This is a genomic window from Amycolatopsis sp. NPDC004772, from assembly GCF_053601215.1.
The window spans coordinates 1-18990 of sequence record NZ_JBSGBK010000064.1; the positions used below are offsets into that span (position 1 = coordinate 1).

At 71.8% G+C, this 18990-nt stretch carries 18 protein-coding genes; 8 read left to right on the forward strand and 10 right to left on the reverse strand.

The features are described 5' to 3' along the window. Positions 1-95: 95 nt before the first annotated feature. Positions 96-917 carry an SCO6745 family protein gene (locus tag ACWEF6_RS30295; protein WP_449686058.1) on the reverse strand — a complete coding sequence of 274 codons (822 nt, stop codon included), beginning with the start codon at positions 915-917 and terminating at the stop codon, positions 96-98. A 207-nt stretch (positions 918-1124) separates the two neighbouring features. Between ACWEF6_RS30295 and ACWEF6_RS30300 the strand changes: the two genes are divergently transcribed. From ACWEF6_RS30300 to ACWEF6_RS30315, 4 genes are all read left to right on the forward strand, one after another. After that, entirely contained in the window at positions 1125-2516 is a 1392-nt protein-coding gene (locus ACWEF6_RS30300; protein ID WP_449686059.1) for an amino acid permease, read from the forward strand. After that, positions 2513-3256 (forward strand): carbon-nitrogen hydrolase family protein, encoded by a 744-nt coding sequence (locus tag ACWEF6_RS30305; RefSeq protein ID WP_449686060.1) that lies wholly within the window; start codon positions 2513-2515, stop codon positions 3254-3256. Before ACWEF6_RS30300 ends, ACWEF6_RS30305 begins: the two co-directional genes overlap by 4 nt. Further along, positions 3253-4944, forward strand: a complete 1692-nt coding sequence (locus ACWEF6_RS30310; RefSeq protein ID WP_449686061.1) for a flavin monoamine oxidase family protein — start codon at positions 3253-3255, stop codon at positions 4942-4944. The genes ACWEF6_RS30305 and ACWEF6_RS30310 overlap by 4 nt, the downstream gene beginning before the upstream one ends. Before the next feature lie 80 nt (positions 4945-5024). Beyond that, the gene (locus ACWEF6_RS30315) at positions 5025-5690 is read left to right on the forward strand and encodes a TetR/AcrR family transcriptional regulator (protein ID WP_310971317.1); all 666 of its coding nucleotides are present in this window, start codon (positions 5025-5027) and stop codon (positions 5688-5690) included. Positions 5691-5798: 108 nt separating this feature from the next. Here the strand turns inward: ACWEF6_RS30315 and ACWEF6_RS30320 are convergent, their stop codons facing one another. Then, entirely contained in the window at positions 5799-6530 is a 732-nt protein-coding gene (locus tag ACWEF6_RS30320; protein ID WP_449686062.1) for a TetR/AcrR family transcriptional regulator, read from the reverse strand. 67 nt (positions 6531-6597) lie between these two features. On the opposite strand from ACWEF6_RS30320, the gene ACWEF6_RS30325 reads away from it, so the two are divergent. Continuing rightward, the gene (locus tag ACWEF6_RS30325) at positions 6598-7467 is read left to right on the forward strand and encodes an alpha/beta fold hydrolase (protein WP_449686063.1); all 870 of its coding nucleotides are present in this window, start codon (positions 6598-6600) and stop codon (positions 7465-7467) included. A 202-nt stretch (positions 7468-7669) separates the two neighbouring features. On the opposite strand, the gene ACWEF6_RS30330 is transcribed toward ACWEF6_RS30325, so the two are convergent. The 3 genes from ACWEF6_RS30330 to ACWEF6_RS30340 form a co-directional block, all read right to left on the reverse strand. Beyond that, positions 7670-8797 (reverse strand): IS3 family transposase, encoded by a 1128-nt coding sequence (locus ACWEF6_RS30330; protein WP_449686064.1) that lies wholly within the window; start codon positions 8795-8797, stop codon positions 7670-7672. Then, positions 8794-9081, reverse strand: a complete 288-nt coding sequence (locus ACWEF6_RS30335; protein WP_449686065.1) for a transposase — start codon at positions 9079-9081, stop codon at positions 8794-8796. Before ACWEF6_RS30335 ends, ACWEF6_RS30330 begins: the two co-directional genes overlap by 4 nt. Positions 9082-9583: 502 nt before the next feature. Then, positions 9584-10807 carry a PucR family transcriptional regulator gene (locus tag ACWEF6_RS30340; protein WP_449686066.1) on the reverse strand — a complete coding sequence of 408 codons (1224 nt, stop codon included), beginning with the start codon at positions 10805-10807 and terminating at the stop codon, positions 9584-9586. Positions 10808-10918: 111 nt separating this feature from the next. On the opposite strand from ACWEF6_RS30340, the gene ACWEF6_RS30345 reads away from it, so the two are divergent. Beyond that, a complete protein-coding gene (locus tag ACWEF6_RS30345; RefSeq protein WP_449686099.1) occupies positions 10919-11764 on the forward strand; it encodes an SGNH/GDSL hydrolase family protein in 846 nt (281 codons plus the stop codon). Here ACWEF6_RS30345 and ACWEF6_RS30350 read toward each other — a convergent pair. Genes ACWEF6_RS30350 through ACWEF6_RS30370 form a run of 5 tightly spaced genes read right to left on the reverse strand, consistent with a single transcriptional unit; the run spans position 11754 to position 17610 of the window. Beyond that, positions 11754-12275: a pyridoxamine 5'-phosphate oxidase family protein gene (locus tag ACWEF6_RS30350; protein ID WP_449686067.1), complete on the reverse strand. Its 522-nt coding sequence runs from the start codon at positions 12273-12275 to the stop codon at positions 11754-11756. The genes ACWEF6_RS30345 and ACWEF6_RS30350 overlap by 11 nt on opposite strands. Positions 12276-12277: 2 nt before the next feature. Beyond that, positions 12278-13261: an LLM class F420-dependent oxidoreductase gene (locus ACWEF6_RS30355; protein WP_449686068.1), complete on the reverse strand. Its 984-nt coding sequence runs from the start codon at positions 13259-13261 to the stop codon at positions 12278-12280. Beyond that, a complete protein-coding gene (locus ACWEF6_RS30360) occupies positions 13258-14445 on the reverse strand; it encodes an acetyl-CoA acetyltransferase (RefSeq protein ID WP_449686069.1) in 1188 nt (395 codons plus the stop codon). Before ACWEF6_RS30360 ends, ACWEF6_RS30355 begins: the two co-directional genes overlap by 4 nt. 4 nt (positions 14446-14449) lie before the next feature. Next, on the reverse strand, positions 14450-16141 hold the full coding sequence (locus ACWEF6_RS30365) for a class I adenylate-forming enzyme family protein (protein WP_449686070.1): 1692 nt from the start codon (positions 16139-16141) through the stop codon (positions 14450-14452). Then, positions 16138-17610 carry a carotenoid oxygenase family protein gene (locus ACWEF6_RS30370; RefSeq protein ID WP_449686071.1) on the reverse strand — a complete coding sequence of 491 codons (1473 nt, stop codon included), beginning with the start codon at positions 17608-17610 and terminating at the stop codon, positions 16138-16140. The genes ACWEF6_RS30365 and ACWEF6_RS30370 overlap by 4 nt, the downstream gene beginning before the upstream one ends. Before the next feature lie 125 nt (positions 17611-17735). Between ACWEF6_RS30370 and ACWEF6_RS30375 the strand changes: the two genes are divergently transcribed. Together ACWEF6_RS30375 and ACWEF6_RS30380 are read left to right on the forward strand one after the other, a co-directional pair. After that, positions 17736-18692, forward strand: a complete 957-nt coding sequence (locus ACWEF6_RS30375) for a winged helix-turn-helix transcriptional regulator (protein ID WP_449686072.1) — start codon at positions 17736-17738, stop codon at positions 18690-18692. Between the two features lie 82 nt (positions 18693-18774). After that, positions 18775-18960, forward strand: a complete 186-nt coding sequence (locus tag ACWEF6_RS30380) for a DUF5302 domain-containing protein (RefSeq protein ID WP_310971306.1) — start codon at positions 18775-18777, stop codon at positions 18958-18960. The last annotated feature ends 30 nt before the right edge of the window (positions 18961-18990 follow it).

Sequence of the window (18990 nt, forward strand, 5' to 3'; positions counted from 1 at the left end):
TTTTTTTTTTGTTTTGTGTTTTTTTCTCTTGTGTCTTCTCCTTTTGTTTGGTGTGGTGATGGGCGAAAAAAACCCCCACACCCCCCCCACGACCGCTACATCGGGAAGGTGGCCCGGAAGGGGGCCGAGAGCGGTTCGAGGTCGGCGATGAGGCTGTCGAGCTCGGCCGGGGTGAGGGCCTCGTACAGGGCCTCGGCGAGCCGGTCGGTCAGGGCCTCGACGCGCTCCTTCGCAGCCCGGCCGTCGGCGGTCAGCCAGCCGTCGGGGCCGACGAGGCCGCGGGCGCGCAGGTCGTCGACGACCGCCGTCAGCTGGGCGGCGGGCAGGTGCCAGACCCGGCCGAACTTCTCCGCGGGCAGGTCGATCGACAGCGCGTGGAGCACGTGGGCCTCCGTCCCGCCGATGCCCTCGGCCACCAGCGCGACGATGTGACCGTCGCCGCGGTGCTCGCGCAGCAGGGTGGCCGCGTGCCACAACCGGGCCACCGGCTCCTCCGGGACCGGCAGCGCGCGCAGGGCGGAGAAGAGCGCACGTCCCTCCACCGGCGCGCTGGTCGCCGCCTTCAGGAGGAGGTCGGCGGCGCGGGCGACCCGCGGGTCGTCCGCGAGGTCACCGAGGACCCGCCGCATCCCCGCGACGCAGCCCCGCTCACGGGCCGCCAGCGCCGCCTCGGGCGTGGTCAGCTCCCAGACCCGCGGGATGTGCCGGGCCACCTCGCCGGGAGCGAAGTTGTAGAAGATCGCGTGGACCACCTCGGCCGGCACCGACCGGCCCAGCGGCGCGGCCCGCCCGGCGAAGTAGGCGTCCCACACGTTGCGCAGGCCGAGCGCCAGCAGGGCCTCGTCCGACTCGTCGGCGAAGTAGGGCACCAGGCCGATCGGCTCGACCAGGTCGTACATGCGGCGGGCGACGGCCATCTTCTTCCCCTTGGGACTCGTGGCGGCGCCCTCGTGGCGGCCGCTCACCCCCTCCACGAACGGCCGACCGCCGATCCGACACTTCCAGACGAATCAAAACGAATCGCCATGATCTGACGACTATGTGCAATGAATCACCTGTGATTCATCTGTACGCGCAATGTTCCCCTGTTTTGCGCTCCGGAAACGACCGTTACCGTCGTCGGCATGACTCTGCGAGCCGCGACGGTGCGGCGGAAACCGGTCGCCGACCTGGTCGCCGAAGGTGATCATGGCACGTTGAAGCGGTCGCTCGGCCTCGGGCAGCTCACCATGCTCAGCATCGGGGCGACGCTGGGCAGCGGCATCTTCGTCGTGCTCGGCGAGGCCGTCCCGGTGGCCGGCCCGGCGGTGGTGCTCTCCTTCGTGCTCGCCGGCGTCACGGCGTTGTTCTCGGCGCTGTCCTACGCCGAGCTCGCCGGGATGATCCCGTTGTCCGGTTCGTCCTACTCCTACACCTACGCCACGCTCGGCGAGCTCGTCGCCTGGGTCTGCGGGTGGTGCCTGGTCCTCGAATACGGCGTCTCGGTCGCCTCCGTCGCCGTCGGCTGGGGCCAGTACCTCAACGAGCTGCTCCGCCTGGCCTTCGGCTTCGCCATCCCGGACGCGCTCAGCCAGCCGCCCGGCTCCGGCGGGGTCGTCAACGTGCCCGCCATCCTCGTCGTCGTCCTCGCGATGGTCCTGCTCCTGTCCGGCGCCGAGGAGAGCGCGCGGGCCAACGCCGTCATGGTCGTGGTCAAGATCGGCACCCTGGTCCTCTTCTGCGCGATCGCCTTCACCGCGGTGCAGGCGAAGAACTTCACGCCGTTCCTGCCGCTCGGGCTGGCCGGGCTGAGCGCCGGCGGCGCCAAGCTGTTCTTCTCCTACATCGGCTTCGACGCCGCTTCGACCGCCGGCGAGGAGGCCAAGAACCCGCAGCGCGACCTGCCGCGCGCGATCCTGCTCTCCCTCGGCATCGTGACCGTGCTGTATTGCCTGGTCGCGGTGGCCGCCGTCGGCGCCCTGCCGTGGCAGCAGTTCGACGGCCAGGAAGCCGCGCTCTCCCACGTGCTCGACGTCGTCTCGGACAACCCGTTCTGGGCCGGGCTGCTGGCCGTCGGCGCGATCGTGGCGATCTCCAGCGTCGTCCTGACCGTCCTCTACGGACAGACGCGCATCCTGTTCGCGATGTCCCGCGACGGCCTCGTCCCGCCCGCGCTGTCCAAAGTAGACGCGAAGACCGGCTCCCCGCGGATCAACACCCTCGTCGTCTCGGGGTTCGTCGCGGTCCTGGCCGCCTTCATCCCGCTCGGCAAGCTCGCCGACGCCACCAGCATCGGCACGCTGTTCGCGTTCGGCCTGGTCAACGTCGCCGTCCTGCTGCTCAGGAAGCGCCAGCCCGACCGCCCGCGGACGTTCCGCGTCCCGCTCTCGCCGGTGACGCCGATCCTGGGCGTGCTGTGCTGCGGCTACATGATGCTCAGCCTCGACGGCGCCACCTGGCTGGTCTTCGGCGCCTGGATGGTCCTGGGCCTGCTGATCTACTTCGGCTACGGGATCCGGAAGTCGAGGCTGGCATGAGGGTCGCGATCCACCAGGGCCCGCTCGCCGACCTGCCCGGAATCGACGCCGACCTGGTCGTCACCGCGGAGATGATCACCACGGGCTACCACATCGGCGCGCGCACGCACGAGCTCGCCGAACCCGCCGACGGCCCCACCGCGGCCCGGGTGTCCGCGTGGGCGCGGCGCACCGGCACCGCACTGGCCTACGGCTACCCGGAAACCGACGGCGAGCACGTCTACAACAGCGTCCAGCTGATCGACGCGGCCGGAAACCGGCTCGCCAACTACCGCAAGACGCACCTCTTCGGCGAGCTCGACAAGGCCTGGTTCACCCCCGGCGACGACCCCGTCGTCCAGGCCGACCTCGGCGGCCTCCGGATCGGCCTGCTGATCTGCTACGACGTCGAGTTCCCGGAACTGGTCCGCGCGCACGCGCTGGCCGGCACCGAGCTCCTGGTCGTGCCGACCGCGCTGATGAGCCCGTACGAGCTGGTCGCGGACACGCTCGTGCCCGCCCGCGCCTACGAAAGCCAGCTGTTCGTCGCCTACGCGAACCGCTGTGACACCGAGCGGGAGCTGACCTACTGCGGCCGGTCCTGCGTCGTGGCCCCGACCGGCGAGGTGCTGGCCCGCGCCGGCGCCGGGCCCGAAGTCGTCACCGCCGACGTCACCCGGGACGCGCTGGCCGCGTCCCGCCTGGAGAACACCCACCTGGCCGACCGACGGCCCGAACTGTACCGAGGAACCACCGCATGACCTCCGCCGTCCCGACCGCGATCCACCACGACGAACCGGCGGGCCGCCCGATCACGATGTTCGGCCCGGACTTCCCGTTCGCCTACGACGACTACCTCGCCCACCCCGCCGGCCTGGGCACGCTGCCCGCCGAGCGGCACGGCACCGAGGTCGCCGTGATCGGGGGCGGCCTCTCCGGCGTCGTCACCGCGTACGAGCTGATGAAGCTGGGCCTGCGGCCGGTGGTGTACGAGATCGCCGAGCTCGGCGGCCGCCTGCGGACCGTGCGGTTCCCCGGCTGCCCGGACGACGTCGTCGCCGAGATGGGTGCGATGCGCTTCCCGCCCGCGTCGACCGCGCTGTTCCACTACATCGACAAGGTGGGGCTGGAGACCACGCCGTTCCCGAACCCGCTCGCGCCGGGGACGCCGAGCACCGTCGTCGACCTGAAGGGCGAGAGCCACTACGCGCGCACGCCCGAGGACCTGCCCGCCGTCTTCCGCGAGGTCGCCACGGCCTGGGACCGGACGCTGGCCGAGCACGCCTGCTTCGCCGAGATGCAGACGGCGATCCGCGACCGCGACGCGAAGACGATCAAGCGGCTGTGGAACGAGCTCGTCCCGCGGCTGGACAACCAGACGTTCTACGGCTTCCTCTGCGACTCCCCGGCGTTCGCCTCCTTCCGCCACCGCGAGATCTTCGGCCAGGTCGGCTTCGGCACCGGCGGCTGGGACACCGACTTCCCCAACTCCATCCTGGAGATCCTGCGGGTGGTCTACACCGGAGCCGACGACGAGCACCGCAGCATCGTCGGCGGCAGCAGGCAGCTCCCCCTGCGGTTGTGGGAACACGCCCCGGAAGAGACCGCTTTCTGGCCCGCCGGCACCAGCCTGAGCACGTTGCACGGCGGACGTCCGCAGCCCGGCGTCGCGCGGCTGCACCGCACGGCACCCGGCAACATCACCGTGACCGACACCGAAGGGCACATCCGGACGTTCCCGGCGGCGGTGTTCACCGCGCAGAGCTGGATGCTGCTGTCGAACATCGAGTGCGACGAGGCGCTGTTCCCGATCGACCACTGGACGGCGATCGAGCGCACGCACTACATGGCGTCGTCGAAGGTGTTCGTGCCGGTCGACCGGCCGTTCTGGCTGGACCGCGACGCGGGCACCGGCCGCGACGCGATGAGCATGACGCTCACCGACCGGATGCCCCGCGGCACGTACCTGCTCGGCGACGACCCGGACAGCCCCGCGGTGATCTGCCTGTCCTACACGTGGGCCGACGACTCGCTGAAGTGGCTGCCGCTGCCGGTCGGCGAGCGCGTCGAGGTGATGCTCCAGTCGCTGCGCGAGATCTACCCCGGTGTCGACGTCCGGCGGCACATCATCGGCGACCCGGTGACCGTGTCCTGGGAGGCCGAGCCGCACTTCATGGGCGCGTTCAAGGCGAACCTGCCCGGGCACTACCGCTACCAGCAGCGGCTGTTCACGCACTTCGTGCAGGACGAGCTGCCGGCGCGCTACCGGGGCCTGTTCCTCGCGGGCGACGACATCTCGTGGACGGCGGGCTGGGCCGAGGGCGCGGTGCAGACGGCGCTGAACGCGGTGTGGGGCGTGCTGCACCACTTCGGCGGAGTAACCGATCCGGCGAATCCGGGCCCCGGAGACGGCTTCGCGGACCTCGCGCCGATCACGCTCCCGGACTGACCGTGCCCCGATCGTGGGTGCGCGTCCGACATCGTGCGCACTACCCTGCCCGGCGCAACGGCCCGTGCGACGATGGGCGGATGAACACCGAGCCGGCGCCGAGATGGCGAAGACTGGAACCGGACGAACGGAAGGAACAGATCTACGCTTGTGCGGCGCGGCTGTTCGGTGAGCGTCCCTATTCCGCAGTGTCCACTTCGGACATCGCGGCGGCGGCCGGGGTGGCGCGGGGGCTGATCAACCACTACTTCGGCACGAAACGCGAGCTGTACCTGGAAATCATCCGCCGCGCGCTGACCGTGCCGCGGCTGGCCGTCGAGATCCTCCCCGACGGGCCGCTGGAACTGCGCGCCGACGTCGCCATCGAGTGGTTCCTCGACATGGTCACCAGCCAGGAGCGGATGTGGCTGGCCGCGATCGCGCCGGAGGGCATCGGCCGCGACCTCGAGGTGGAGCGCATCCTCGAAGAGGCCGACCGCGAATCCGCCGACCGCGTGCTGGAGGCCGTCGGGCTGTCGCGGGAGAGCGAGCACGGGCCCGAGCTGAACGCGCTGGTGCGCGCGTTCGGCGGGATGGTGAAGTCGGCGGGCCGGGAGTGGCTGGTGCGCGGGTCGCTGACCCGCGACCAGGTGCACCTGCTGCTGTCGAAGTCGCTGGTGACGCTGGTCGGCGAGGTCTTCCCGGCCATCCAGGCGGCGCCGTCGCGCCCCGGGCCGCCGTCACCGCGGCAGGGCGACTCCGGGTAGACCGAAGCCCCCGGCGCCACGAGGGGGAGGAGGGCGCCAGGGGCTCCGGGTCAGTGGGCGAACCACCGACGCACGCCCACGGTACGCCGAAGCACTGTCAAGTCGCTGTCAACCTTCGGTGTCCGATTCGCGAAGTTCGTCCAGCCGGTGCGCGAGGCCGTCGAGGCACCGCCGGACCGCGTAGTCGTAGAGCTGCGCGTAGTAGCCCGAGGCGAGGTCCGGGTCGCCCATCAGGTCGTGCATCGCCGAGCCCAGCTCGGCCATCCCCGGCAGGTCGGCCCGCTCGCGGTAGGTCGCGTACTCCTCGGTGTTGTCGATCCGCAGCGCGAGCGCGCCGTCGCGGTCGTCCTCCATGGCGACGAACTGGCACGCGGTCATCAGCAGCAGGTTGTAGGCCAAGACGCTCTCGCGGCCGAACCCGGCGCCCAGCAGCACGCCGATGCCCGCGTCGATGGTGCGCGTCGCCGCTTTGACGGACGGGCCGAACAGGGCGAGCCGCCGCGCGCAGCCCGGGTAGGTCCGCAGCACCGCGCGCAGGCCGGCCAGCAGCTCGGTGAACCACTCCTGCCACGGCAGCCGCTCGTCCGGCAGCTCCAGCAGCCCGACGACCCGGTCGACGACGGCGTTCACCACCGCGTCCCGGTCGCCGACGTGGTGGTAGATCACCGCCGGGTAGGCCTCGACCGAGCGGGCGAGCTCCCGCAGCGTCCAGTTGTCCAGGCCGCGCTGGGCGGTGAGGGCCGTGGCCGCGGAGACGATGCAGTCGGCCGTCAGCGCCGGCAGGCCCGCGGCGGCCCGCGAGCGGGGGCGCTGTCCGGTGCCCGAGGAAGAGGTCGGCATGGGGCGTAACGGTAACCGCACGGCCCGGCCCGGTGCCAGCTCCGCGCGGGTACGGCAGGATCGGGGTATGGCACGCGCACAGGCCAACGGTCTCGAGCTCGAGTACGACACCTTCGGCGATCCGGCGGCTCCGCCGCTGGTCCTCGTGATGGGCCTCGGCGCCCAGATGATCACCTGGGAGGACGGCTTCTGCGAGCTGCTGGCCGGCCGCGGGTTCTTCGTCGTGCGGTACGACAACCGGGACGTCGGGCTCTCGACGTGGCTCGACCACCTGCCGCCGCCGGACCTGGCCGCGCTGGCGGCCGGCGATCTGTCGAGTGCGCCGTACACGCTGTCGGACATGGCGGACGACGCTGTCAGGCTGCTCGACGCGCTCGGGATCTCCCGGGCGCACGTCGTGGGCGCGTCGATGGGCGGGATGATCGTCCAGCAGCTGGCGATCGACCACCCGGACCGGCTGCTGTCGCTCACGTCGATCATGTCGACCACCGGCGACCGGGCGGTCGGGCAGGCCGAGCCGTGGGCGCTGGCGCTGCTGACCCGGCCGCCGGCGTCGACGCGGGAGCAGGCGCTGGTGGACAGCGTCGAGGGTTACCGGAAGCTCGGCTCCCCCGGCTACCCGGACGACGAGGCGTTCCTGCTGGCCAAGGCGGCGTTGCACTACGACCGCGCCCGCCACCCGGTGGGCACCCTGCGCCACGCGGCGGCGGTGGTGGCGTCGGGCGACCGCACGGCCCTTTTGCGCGAGGTGCGGCTGCCGGCGCTGGTCGTCCACGGCGACGCGGACCCGCTGATCAACGTGAGCGGCGGCAAGGCGACGGCGGAGGCGATCCCGGGCGCGGAGCTGGTGGTGATCCCGGGGATGGGGCACAACCTGCCGCGGCCGGTGTGGCCGTCGCTCGTGGACACGATCGCGGACTTCGTCAAGAAAGCGTAAAGACCCGCGGTGACGGCGTAGGGAACGTGTCCTGGCTCACGCTTTCCCCCCGGCCCGTGGGCTGGGCTGGGGGCATGGGCTTCGAATTTCCGTTCGGGTGCGTGGCCGCCGTCGCCGCGGTGATCGTGGCCGACCTCGCGGGCGCGACGGGTCACCCCTGGTACTCCCTGGTCACCTCGGGCGCGGTCGTCCTCTTCGCGGCCTACCGCGCACCCCTCCGCCCGGCGACGGGCGTGGCGGTGGTCGCCTGGAGCCTGCACACGGGCTTCGTCCTCGGCCGCTTCGGCGAGCTCACCTTCGACCGGGCCTCCGGCCTCGCTGCGCTCGTCCTCGCCTCGGCCCTGGTCACCGGGCTCCTCGCCCGCGCCGCCGTGTCGACCTCCCCATCACGCGTGTCGACCCGCCAATCACGCGTGTGGAGTTGCCCCGGTGAGGCGGACACGGGGTTTTCAGGCAGCTGGGCTTGACGATAGTTGGTTCGGGGTTCGGCTGGGGTGTGGTGGCCGTTGGTGGAGTGCAATCTGGTGTGGTTGTAGTAGTGCAGCCAGGTGAACACGTCGTGGCGGGCTTGGGTTCGGGTTCGCCAGATCGAGACACCGATTTCGGTTTTCAAGGTGGCGAAGAAGGCTTCGGCGACGGCGTTGTCGTAGCAGGATCCGACCCGCCCCACCGACGGCCGGATCCGGTGTTCGGCCAGGGCGGTGCGGAACTGGCCGCTGGTGTACTGGACGCCGCGGTCGGAATGAAACACCGCATCATCGTCGATGAGGCCGCGGGCAGTCGCGAGGGCGATCGCGTCGCAGACCAGGTCAGTGCGCATGTGCTCGGCCATGGCGTGCCCGACGACCTCACGGGTGTGCAGGTCGATGACGGTGGCCAGATAAAGCCAGCCCTCGAAAGTGGGCAGGCAGGTGATATCCCCGACGAACCGTTGGCCGGGCGCGGTGGCGGTGAAGTCCCGCCGGATCAGATCACCGACCGGCGTGACCGGGCCGGCGGCGGGACGGGTGGTGGTGCGGCGTTTGCGGCGGGTGATCCCGGCCAGGCCGTGTTCGCGCATCAGCCGCTCCACCCGCTTGTGGTTCACCGCGTAGCCGCGGCGGTGCAGCTCGGCGGTGATCCGCGGGACCCCGTAGGCCCTGCGGTGCTCGGCATGAATCGAGGTGATCACCCGCACCAGCTCGGCCTCGGCTTCCGCCCGCCGGACACGGCCGGCTTCGGCGGCGACCCACTCGTGGAAGCCCTGCCGGCGCAGGCCCAGGACCTGGCACAACCGCTGCACGCCGTAGGTGGCGCGGTGTTCGGAGATGAACCGGTAGCGGTAGATCATCGATCCATCTCGCGCGCAAAATAGGCGGCCGCTTTCCGCAGGATCTCCTTCTCCTTCTGCAGCTCAGCGACCTGCTTGCGCAACCGCGTCACCTCATCGGTCACCGCCGAATCCTCCACCGGCCCGGCTTCGCCGGCCTGCTTGGCGGTGTTCACCCACGAGCGCAAGGTCTCGTGATTGACCCCCAGCTCCCGGGCAACCTGCCGCAACGGCCGATCACTCGAGTTCACCAGCTCAACAGCGTCACGACGGAACTGCTCCGGATACTTCGACCTGCGAGACACCAGGACATCCTCCCTCCAGACCACCGTCTGGAATCAAGGTGTCCGGCCCCAAGGGGCAACTCCACGTGTCGTCCATTCCGGTACGCGAGTCGTCCGTGTGGGTACGCGGGTCGTCCGTCCGGGTACGCGAGTTCGCCGGCCGGGTGCTCCGGGTCCCGTGAGCCGACCCTCCAGGTACGCGGGCCGACCGCCCCGGTAGGCGCGCCGACCGCGCCCCGGTACGCCGGCTGATCTCCCGGGTGCGCAGGTCCGCCGGGTCGGGACAGTCCCGGTCGGGTGCCTCCCGGTGCGGTGGTCGGAACCTCGGCCCACGTGCCTGCCGGGTCGGCCGGCTTGATCCGCAAGGCATCTCGCGTGATTGGGCGCGCATCTCGCGTGATTGGGCGCGCATCTCGCGTGATTGGGCGCGCATCTCGCGTGATTGGGCGCGTAACTCGCGTGATCCGCGGGGCATCTCGCGTGATTGGGCGCGTAACTCGCGTGATTGGAGACGACAGGCGGGTTAGGGGTGGGTGGCGCGGCGGGCTGCGGAGGCGGCGATGATGCGGGGCAGGCCGGCCGGGTGGAGGGGGTCGATGCCGGTGAGGTCGCGGATGCGGCGGAGGCGGTAGTCGACCGTGTTGGGGTGGACGTGGAGCTGGGCCGCCGTGCGGCGGCGGTTGGTTTCCAACGTCAGGTACGCGTCGAGGGTCTCGACCAGCTCCGGGTGGGCGTCCAGCGGGTCGAGGGCCGCCGCGAGGCGGTCGCGGGCCGCTCCCGGGCGGGTCAGCTGGTACTCGACCAGGACGTCGTCGAGCCGGTACAGGCCGGGCGGGCGGCCGAACCAGCGCAGCACGTCCAGCACCTCGCCCGTCTGCGCCGCCACCTCCCGGACCTCCGACGGCGCGGCCGTCTCCGCCGCCGCCAACACTGTCACGCCCGCCGCGCGCCCGGCCGCGGCCACCACCGCGTCCCCATCGGGGACCCGCCCGGCCACCGGGAGCAGGACGAGCCCGCCGGGGCCGTCCAGTGACGCGAGCACGCCGTCCCCGCAGGATCCCTCGAACGCCGCCAGGAACCGGCGCAGCTTCCGCCGGACGGCGATCTCGGCGTCCACCCCCGGCGCCCCCTCGTCCGCGTGCGGCCCGAGTTCGACGCTCAGCACCACGTACCGCGCCGGCAGCGTGATCCCGGCGCTGCGGGCGACGACGTCGACCGGCCCGCCGTCGACGAGCACCGACAGCAGCGTCCGGCGCGCGGTGTGCTCCTGCCCGACCTTCGTCCGCAGCTCCTCCAGGTAGCCGCGGGTCACCGCGCCGGTGACCGTGCCGACGAACGCCAGCACCCGGTCCGCCACCTCGAGCAGATCGGCGACGTCCGCGCGGCCCGACGGAGCGGAGCCGACGGCGAAGATCTCCCGCGCTCCGACGTGGTACGCGGTCAGCACGGCCTCCAGCGGGAAGCCCTCCTCCGCCCGCCGCACCGCGGACACGCCGATCTGCCGCAGCTCGGCCTCGTTGAGCTCGCGATCCTCGCGCAGGCTGCGCGCGAACGCCCGCACCGCCTGCCGGGTGATGCCCGCGATGTCGCCGGCCAGTTCCTCCACCGGCAGCCGCCGGTAGTCCGCCACCTCGGCCTGGATCCGCGCGAGCACCCGGGCGATCAGCTCGGGCTCCTCCCGGGTGAGCCGCTCGTGCACGCGCTGGCCGCCGAGGGTGAGGTCCCCGCCGCACTTGTGCTCGGTCACAACCGATCCCCCCGTTCTCTGCCCGGATTCCCAGTCAATCCGGTGACGCCCGGTGCCGATGGTGTCACGGAGACCAACAGTCGGCACAACGTCAAGGAGGACGGCGTGCGAGTGAGAACGACGGCGTTCATCGCGATCATGGTCACCGCGCTGACGGGCGCGGCGGCGGGCCCGGCGGCCGCGGCCACCGCCGGCGAGTACGTGGCCCTGGGGGATTCGGCGGCGGCCGGGCCGCTGATCCTGCCGCCCGACCTCTCCTCCCCCGGCTGCCTCCGGTCGCTGGCCGACTACCCGCACCTCGCCGCGAAGGAGCTCGGCGTGCCGCTGAAGGACGTCACCTGCTCCGGCGCGACGACGGCGGACATGACCGCCCCGCAGCAGACGTCCTCCGGCGCCGTGCCGCCGCAGCTGGACGCGTTGAGCGAGCGGACCAGCACCGTGACCGTGACGATCGGCGGCAACGACATCGGCCTGGTCGGCGCCGCGACGAGCTGCATCAACCTGCTGCCCGGGATCACCCCCGACTGCGTGGACCGCTACACCGCCGGCGGCCACGACCAGCTGGCCGAGAAGATCGCCGCGTTCGAGCCGGTGTGGGGCGCGCTGCTGGACGCGATCCACGCGAAGGCGCCGAACGCCGACGTCTTCGTCGCCGGCTACGGCACCTACCTGCCGCGCAACGGCTGCTGGCCGCTCGCGCCCCTGACCCCGCGCGACGCGAACTACATCCAGGGCAGCATCGACAAGACCAACGCCGCCCTCGCCCGGCAGGCCGCCGCGCACGACGCGCGGTACGTCGACGTCCGGACCGCCTCGATCGGGCACGACGTCTGCAAGCTGCCCGGGGTGAAGTGGTTCGAGGGCGTGCTCCCGACGTCGGTCGCCGCGCCGATGCACCCGAACGCCGACGGCATGGCCGCGATCGGCCGCCTGGTCGCCGCGGCGATCAGCGGGTGAAGTCCCAGCGGGTGGCGCCGTGCGGCTCGGCGGTGGCGACACCGATGGCCCGGTCCAGCGTCAGCCGGTACAGGTGCCACGGCGCCGGCCCGGCGCTCGCCGCCATGAACGACGCCGTGAACCCGCCGTCCAGCACCGTCGCGGGCCAGCCGCCCTCGCGGTAGACGGCCGCCACCCGCTCCAGCGTCGCCGGGTCGCTGACTTGGTGCGCCTCGCCCTCCATGGTGAGGTCGAGGCCGCGCAGCCGCACCGACACGCTGCACGCCGGGTTCGCCGCCAGGTTGCGGGCCCGGCGCGTGCCCGGCCCGCTCACGAAGTAGAGGGCGTCGTCCACCCAGATGGCCCCGACGCCGGCGGCGTGCGGCCGCCCGTCGGGGCGGACGGTGCCGACGAAGAAGGTCAGGTCCTCCTTGGGGGTCTGGGTGGCGAGGAGGTCGCGCGCCCTGCTCCACGGCAGCGCCGCCGCGGACCCGGTTCCGTCGAGGTTCTTGGTTTCGTTCGCTTCGGTCATGCCTACGCGTCGAACGGGACGACGGCGGATCGACACGCGGCGAGAGTTTTTCCGCCACCGGGGTCGTCGTCGCCGGTCGCGGGCACGATCGCGAGCTCGTCGACACCCGCCTCCGCGTATTCGGCGGCCTTCGCGGCGATCTCGGCGCCGGACCCGAGCAGCCCGGCCACGGCGATCGCCTCGGCGGGCACCGCGGCCAGGAGCGCCCGCGGGTGCGGCCGGGTGCGGGCGAAGTCGATCAGGTCGCCGAAGCCGGCCGCGCGGAACATGTCCGCGTAGCCCGGCGCGGCGAGGTAGCCGACCACCCCACGGCGGAGCTGCTCCAGTTCGGCCGGGCCCGGGTCGGCCGCGGCGACCACCCACGCGGCCACCGGCGGCGGTGTGACGCCGATGCGCGAAGCGGCTTCTCGCAGGCCACGCACCAGCGTCGCCGCGGCCGCCGGGCTGACCAGGTTGATCACCATCCGGTCGGCGTGCCGAGCGGCGACGTCGAGCGCCCGCGGCCCGAACGCGGCGATCGTCACCGGCGACTTCGGCGCGGGCAGCCGCAGCCGGTACCCCTGCGAGCCGACCACCGATCCGTCCACAGTGGACTTCTCGCCGCCCAGCAGCTGGCGGACCGCCACCGCGGACTCCGCCAACGCCGTGGCCGCCCGGTCCCGCGAACGTCCGTGCCAGCCGCGCACGACGACGTCACTGGACGTCCCCAACGCGACCCCGGTCGACCGGCCGGTCAGCGCCGCCACCGAGGCGACGCCCATGGCGATCGTCGCCGGGTCCCGCACGGTCACCGCCAGCGGCCCGAACGTCAGCGAAATCCGCGAGGTGGCCGCGCCGATCGCCGTGCCGAGGGCGAAGGCGTCCCACGTCGCCATTTCGCCGATCCACAGCTCCGGGTAGCCCGCGTCCTCGGCCGCGCGGGCCGTTTCCAGCGCCTCCTCCGGCGGCCGGTCCTGCCAGAGCCCCAGCGACACCGAAAGCCTCATGCGGTGACCACCATCGTGACCACCGTGGTGAACGAGCCGCCGACGTTCAGCGTCAACGCCGTCCGGGCGCCCTCGACCTGCGTCTCTCCCGCGGTGCCCGACACCTGCCGGGCCGCGTCGCGCAGCATGCGGACGCCGGTCGCGCCCACCGGGTGGCCGAGGCCGATCAGGCCGCCGCCCGGGTTGATCCCGGCCGCGTCGAGACCGCCGTCGGCGACGAACCGGCCGCCGTCGCCGGGCGGTGCCGCGCCGAGGTGCTCCAGTGCGACCAGGCCGGTGATGGTGAAGCAGTCGTGCAGTTCGACGACGTCGAGCGCGTCGGGGCCGGGCACGGCCGCTCGCCGGTAGGCGTCGGTGACGGCGCCGCGCAGGTGCGGGAACAGGTACTCGCCGTCGGACGCGATCTTCGGCGCCAGGCCGATGTGCGCGGTGCGGTGCCCGAAGCCCGCGATGCGCGGGAACCCGCCGCCGAGCCGTTCGGCGAACGCGGGTGAGGCCAGCAGGACCGCCGCGGCGCCGTCGGTGATCCGGCCGCAGTCCTGCTTGCGCAGGCTCCCCTCGATCACGGGGTTGAGCTCGTCGTCGGGCCCGAACGCGCCGGCCGGGAACCGCCAGTCGCGGGCTTGGGCCTGGGGGTTCAGCGCCGCCCGGTCGAAAGCATGCGAAGCGAACTGCCCGAGGTGGTCCGGGTCGAGGCCGTAACGTGCCTCATAGGCAGCGGCGACGTCGGCGAACAGCGCGGGCCACGGGAACTTCGCGGCGACAGCTTCGTGCCCGGCCCAGGCGGCGGACCCGAGGTGCTCGGCCGCGCGCTGCCCGTCGACGTTGCGCATCAGCTCGACGCCGACGACCAGCGCGACGTCGTAGCGGCCCGCTTCGAGGTCCGCGCAGGCGGCCAGGACGGCGGTGCTGCCGGACGCGCACGCGGCTTCGTGCCGGGTCGACGGCACGCCGTCCAGCTCCGGGACGGCCGCCACCAGCAGCCCGCCGAGCTGGGCCTGCCCGGTGAACAGCTCCGCCGCGAGGTTCCCGACGTGGGCGACTTCGACGTCTTCGGCCGCAACCCCGGCGTCGGCCAGCGCGGCGGGCACGACCTCGGCGAACAGCTCGAGAATCCCGCGCCCCTCCTTGGTGAAGTTGCGCGCGAAGTCGGTTTGCGCCCCACCCAGCACGAACACCGTCATGACCTCACCCCAGGCTCTCCCGCAGCTGCCGCTTCAGGATCTTCCCCACCGGGTTGCGGGGCAAGGCGTCGGCGTACTCGAGCCGTTCCGGCAGCTTGAACGCGGCGATCTTCTTCTCGCGCAGGTAGGCGACCAGCTCGTCCAGGGTCGGCTTGCGCGCCCCCGGCACGACGACCGCGCACACCCGCTCCCCCATGACGTCGTCGGGCACGCCGACCACCCCCACGTCGGCGACGTCCGGGTGCCCGGCCAGCAGGCCCTCGACCTCGGCGGGCGAGATGTTCATGCCGCCGCGGATCACGAGGTCCTTCATCCGGTCGACGTACTTCAGGAATTCGCCGCGCTCGCCGTCGATCTCGAAGACGTCGCCGGTGCGGAAGTGCCCGTCTTCGTCGAACGACGAGGTGTCCAGCGGTTCCCCCATCTCCGTGAGGTATCCGGCGAACACCGTCGGCCCGGCGATGTGCAGCTCGCCGGGGTGTCCGGGTTCGGTCACCCGCTCGCCGGTGACCGGGTCGTGCAGCCGCACCGATGTCCAGCCGGCCACCGGGGTCGACCACGAGACGTCCGAGGCGTAGTTCGGGAAGTAGGTCGCGCGCTGATCCGGATCGGGGATGTCCACCGGACCGGACAGCAGCGCGGTGCCCTCGTTCGAGCCGAAGAAGTTGATGAGGTCGATGCCGTACCGCTCGGCCCAGGTGCGCACGAGCCACGGTGACAGCGGCGCCGAACCGGAACCGATCTTGCGCAGCGCCGAAATGTCCACTCCGGACAGGATCTTTTCGTTGTGCAGCAGCATGGTCAGCAACGCCGGTGGCGCGAGCGTGTAGGTCACCCGCTCGGCCGCGAGCTGGCCCAGGAACACCGGCAGGTCGAACGGGTGGTGCGGGACGAACACGGCGCCGGTCAGCAGCCACGGCAGGAACATGCCGCCGATGCCGGCCATGTTCGTCATCGGGAACGGCGAAAGCAGGACGTCTTCGCGGGTCATCCCGGCGGCCTGGACGCAGCCGCGCGCGGTCGCGAGCCAATCGCCGTGGCAGCGCGGGACGGCCTTCGGTTCGGCTTCGGTGCCGGACGTCCAGCAGATGGTGACGCAGTCGTTCACGTCGGCTTCGGCCAGCTGCGAGTCCAAAGCGGACTTCTCCACTTCGGACAGTGGGGCTTCGGGCCAGGCCAGGGCGCCGGCCGGTTCGTCGTCCCCCGAGGCGACGACGAACCGGACCGACGGCGCCGAAGCGCCTACTAGCCCAAGGGCCGCCCCGGCGAGCTCGTGCTCGCCGTATCTGGATGCGGTCACCACCCCGACGGCACCGGTGCGCCGGCACATCGGGCCGAGTTCGTGTTCCCGGTAGGACACCGGGAACGGGGTGACGATCGCGCCGATCCGCACGATCGCGAGGAACGCCTGCACCAGGGCCGAGCAGTTCGGCAGCTGCACGGCCACGACGTCACCTGCTCGCACCCCTCCGGCGAGCAGGAACGCGGCCAGGACGTCGACGCGTTCGTCGAGCCGGCTCCAGGTCCACCGCACCGGGTCGCGTCCGACCAGTGCGGTGGTGTTCGGTGGATCGACCAGCGCGAGACCCTCCGGGTCGGCACCTACCCGCTCCTTCACGAGCCGGTCGATCGTCTCCGCACTCCACCATCCCCACGCCCGGAAGTCCCGGGCGCGACCCTCTCGATGGCATCTCATGAACGGAGGTTTTCCAGCTGGTCCGCCCGGACCCAGGTCGCGTGAAAACCGAGCGGGACACGCTGGGGGAGCAGGACCCTGGCCACGGGTCCGGCAGCGAGCTCGGCGGCGTCGAAGATGTCCAGTTCCGAGCGCCCCTCGCGCTCGTCCTGCACGAACGTCACCAGATAACCGTCCGCCGAATCGGCGGCCGCTCCTTCGCGGGGTGCGAACGGAGCCTCACTGCCCCACCGGCCGGGACCGAACCGGTATTCGGTCTTCGTGCCGGCAAGATTGTCGTGGCGCACCAGCCCGTCGAACTTCAGCGTCGACTCGGGCGAGATGTGCACCGCGTAGGAGTACCGGTTCCGCCGTCCGACGCCGCGGGCGTCGACGGTCGGGAACTCGGTGTTGTCGTCGTCGAGCGGCGCCTCGTGGCACGCGCCGGTCCGCAGGTCGAAGCGGTAGCGGTGCAGCTGGGCGTCCAGCCGCAGGTAGGACAGCATCTTGGCGAGCGGCGTGTGCGCGTCGGCCCGCGGGGCCGGCTTGCTCACGCGGCAGACGTCGAGGACGACCTCGTCGCCCTCTTCCCAGGCGTTGACGACGTGGTAGATGTAGCACGGGCTCGCTTCGAACCACCGGATCTGGCTACCGTCTCCGTAGCGTGGCAGGACGCCGAAGCGGCTCGGCATCGACCGGTCGAAGTGCAGCTTGTGGCGGCCCTGCTTCGCCGCCGCGAGGTCCTGCACCAGCGGCAGGTCCATCAGCACCGCGTAGCGCTCGGTGATGGCCATGTCGTGCGGCAGGCGGGGGCCGGGCAGCTCGACGTCGGTGGTCCTGACGACCCGGCCGTCCGCGCTGATCACGCCGTAGCGCAGGTACGGCGGGCGCGGGCCGTAGTCGAACCAGAACAGCTCGCCGGTGGCCTCGTCGACCTTGGGGTGGGCCATCATGTCGCCGGCCAGCGTGCCGAGGAAGTCGTCGGCACCGAGGGTCTCCAGCGAGAGCGGGTCGACCGCGTAGGGCGAGCCGCACAGGTACCAGGTGGCGAGGATCCGGCCGCGGTGGAAGACGACGTCGGTGTTGGCGTTGTCCTTGAGGCCCAGGCCGTGGCTGTTGCCGAAGGGGTTGCCCTGCGGGTTCTCCATGACGCCGGTCCAGAGCGCCTTGCCGGCCGCGGACTCGGCTTCGAAGGCCTTCGTGCGGACCCAGCGGTTGCGGTAGCGGGCCTTGCCGTTCTCCAGGTGGACGGCGTGGATCATGCCGTCGCCGTCGAACCAGTGGTAGCGGCCTTCCGGGGCGAACCGCGGGTTCGGGCCATTGCGCAGGTAGACGCCGTTCAGGTCCTTCGGGATTTCGCCGATGACCTGCAGGTCTTCGGCGTCGATCTCGGTGCCGACCGGGGCGTAGACGCCGAGCAGGTAGGGGTTCGCCTCGTCCGCGTCCGCCGTCCGGGCCACCATCAGCGGCTGTTCGGAGGTGCTGGTCATCGGCTGCTCCCTGGCTGCGCGGGGTGATGGCAACGAGACTATGATTTGTGTACCCAGCTGTCAATAGGCTTCTTTTGGTGTAGTCAGGTGCTACCCTTCGGAGGCGATGTAACGAGGGGGACGAAGTGGTGGAGGCGACTGCACAGCGCGTACGGCCGGCGGGAGATCCGCTCCGCCGGGCGCTCGAGCTGGTCGGCGACCAGTGGACGCTGCTGATCCTGCAGAGCCTGTTCCTGCGCTTCCGGCGGTACGAGGAGCTGCGCCTCCGCCTGGGCATTTCCCCGACGGCGCTGTCCGGACGCCTGCGGGACATGGTGGACGCGGGCATGCTGACCCGCGTGCCGTACCGGGACGCCCGCCGCACGCGGCACGAGTACCGGCTCACCGAGCGCGGCCTGGAGCTGTGGCCGCTGCTGATCTCGATCTGGGCATGGGAGCGCGAGTGGGTCGAAGGGCGCCGTGAGGTGCTGCCGACGCTGATCCACCTCGACTGCGAGCTGGCTACATCAGCGCCGCTGGGCTGCGCCGCCTGCGGGCGCCGGGTCGACGCGCGCGACGTCCGCGCGGAACGGCTGGACAGCACCGGTGTCGCCGCCGCGACGGCGTCCAAGCGCTTCCGCCGCAAGGACGCGGACTCGCTGGCCGGCGACCCGCTGATGTTCTTCCCGGACACGATGGAGCTGCTGGGCGACCGCTGGTCGACCGGGCTGCTGGTGTCGGCGCTGCTCGGCTGCCGGCACTTCTCGGAGTTCGAGCGCGAGCTCGGCATCGGGCCGAGCGTGCTGTCGGCCCGGCTGAGCAAGCTGGTCGAGGTCGGCGTCCTGCGCACCGGAGCGGCGGCCACCCGCACGGACGCGCGCGACTACCGCCTGACGGCGAAGGGCCTGGCGTTCTTCCCGGCGCTGGCGTTCATCGCGGAGTGGTCGCGCGGGTTCGAGGTGACGGGCCAGGAGCCGGACATCACGCTGCACCACGTCGAATGCGGCGAGCGCCTGCGCCCGATGCTGCTGTGCGACCACTGCGGCCGCCCGCTGACCCGCAAGTCGGTGCAGTTCGGCGGCGTGCCGTCGCCCAAACGCTGAAGGGTGACGGAAATCGGCTCGCCAAGCGGTGGGAGTGGTGCCAGGCTGGAGCGGTCACACGTCGTCGTTTTCGGAGGTAAGCATGAGTGAACCGGACCCGTCGCCCAGCGGCGAGGAGGACGACGTCAAGCGCAAGTTCCGCGAGGCCCTGGAGCGCAAGCAGGCGCACGCCCGAGCGGGCGCGGCCCACGAGAACGGCGGCGGCAAGAACCAGCACGCCCACGGCCCGGCGGCGAACAAGCGCCAGTTCCGCCGCAAGAGCGGCTGAGCTTCCGGGACTGACGGCAAGCTTCCGAAG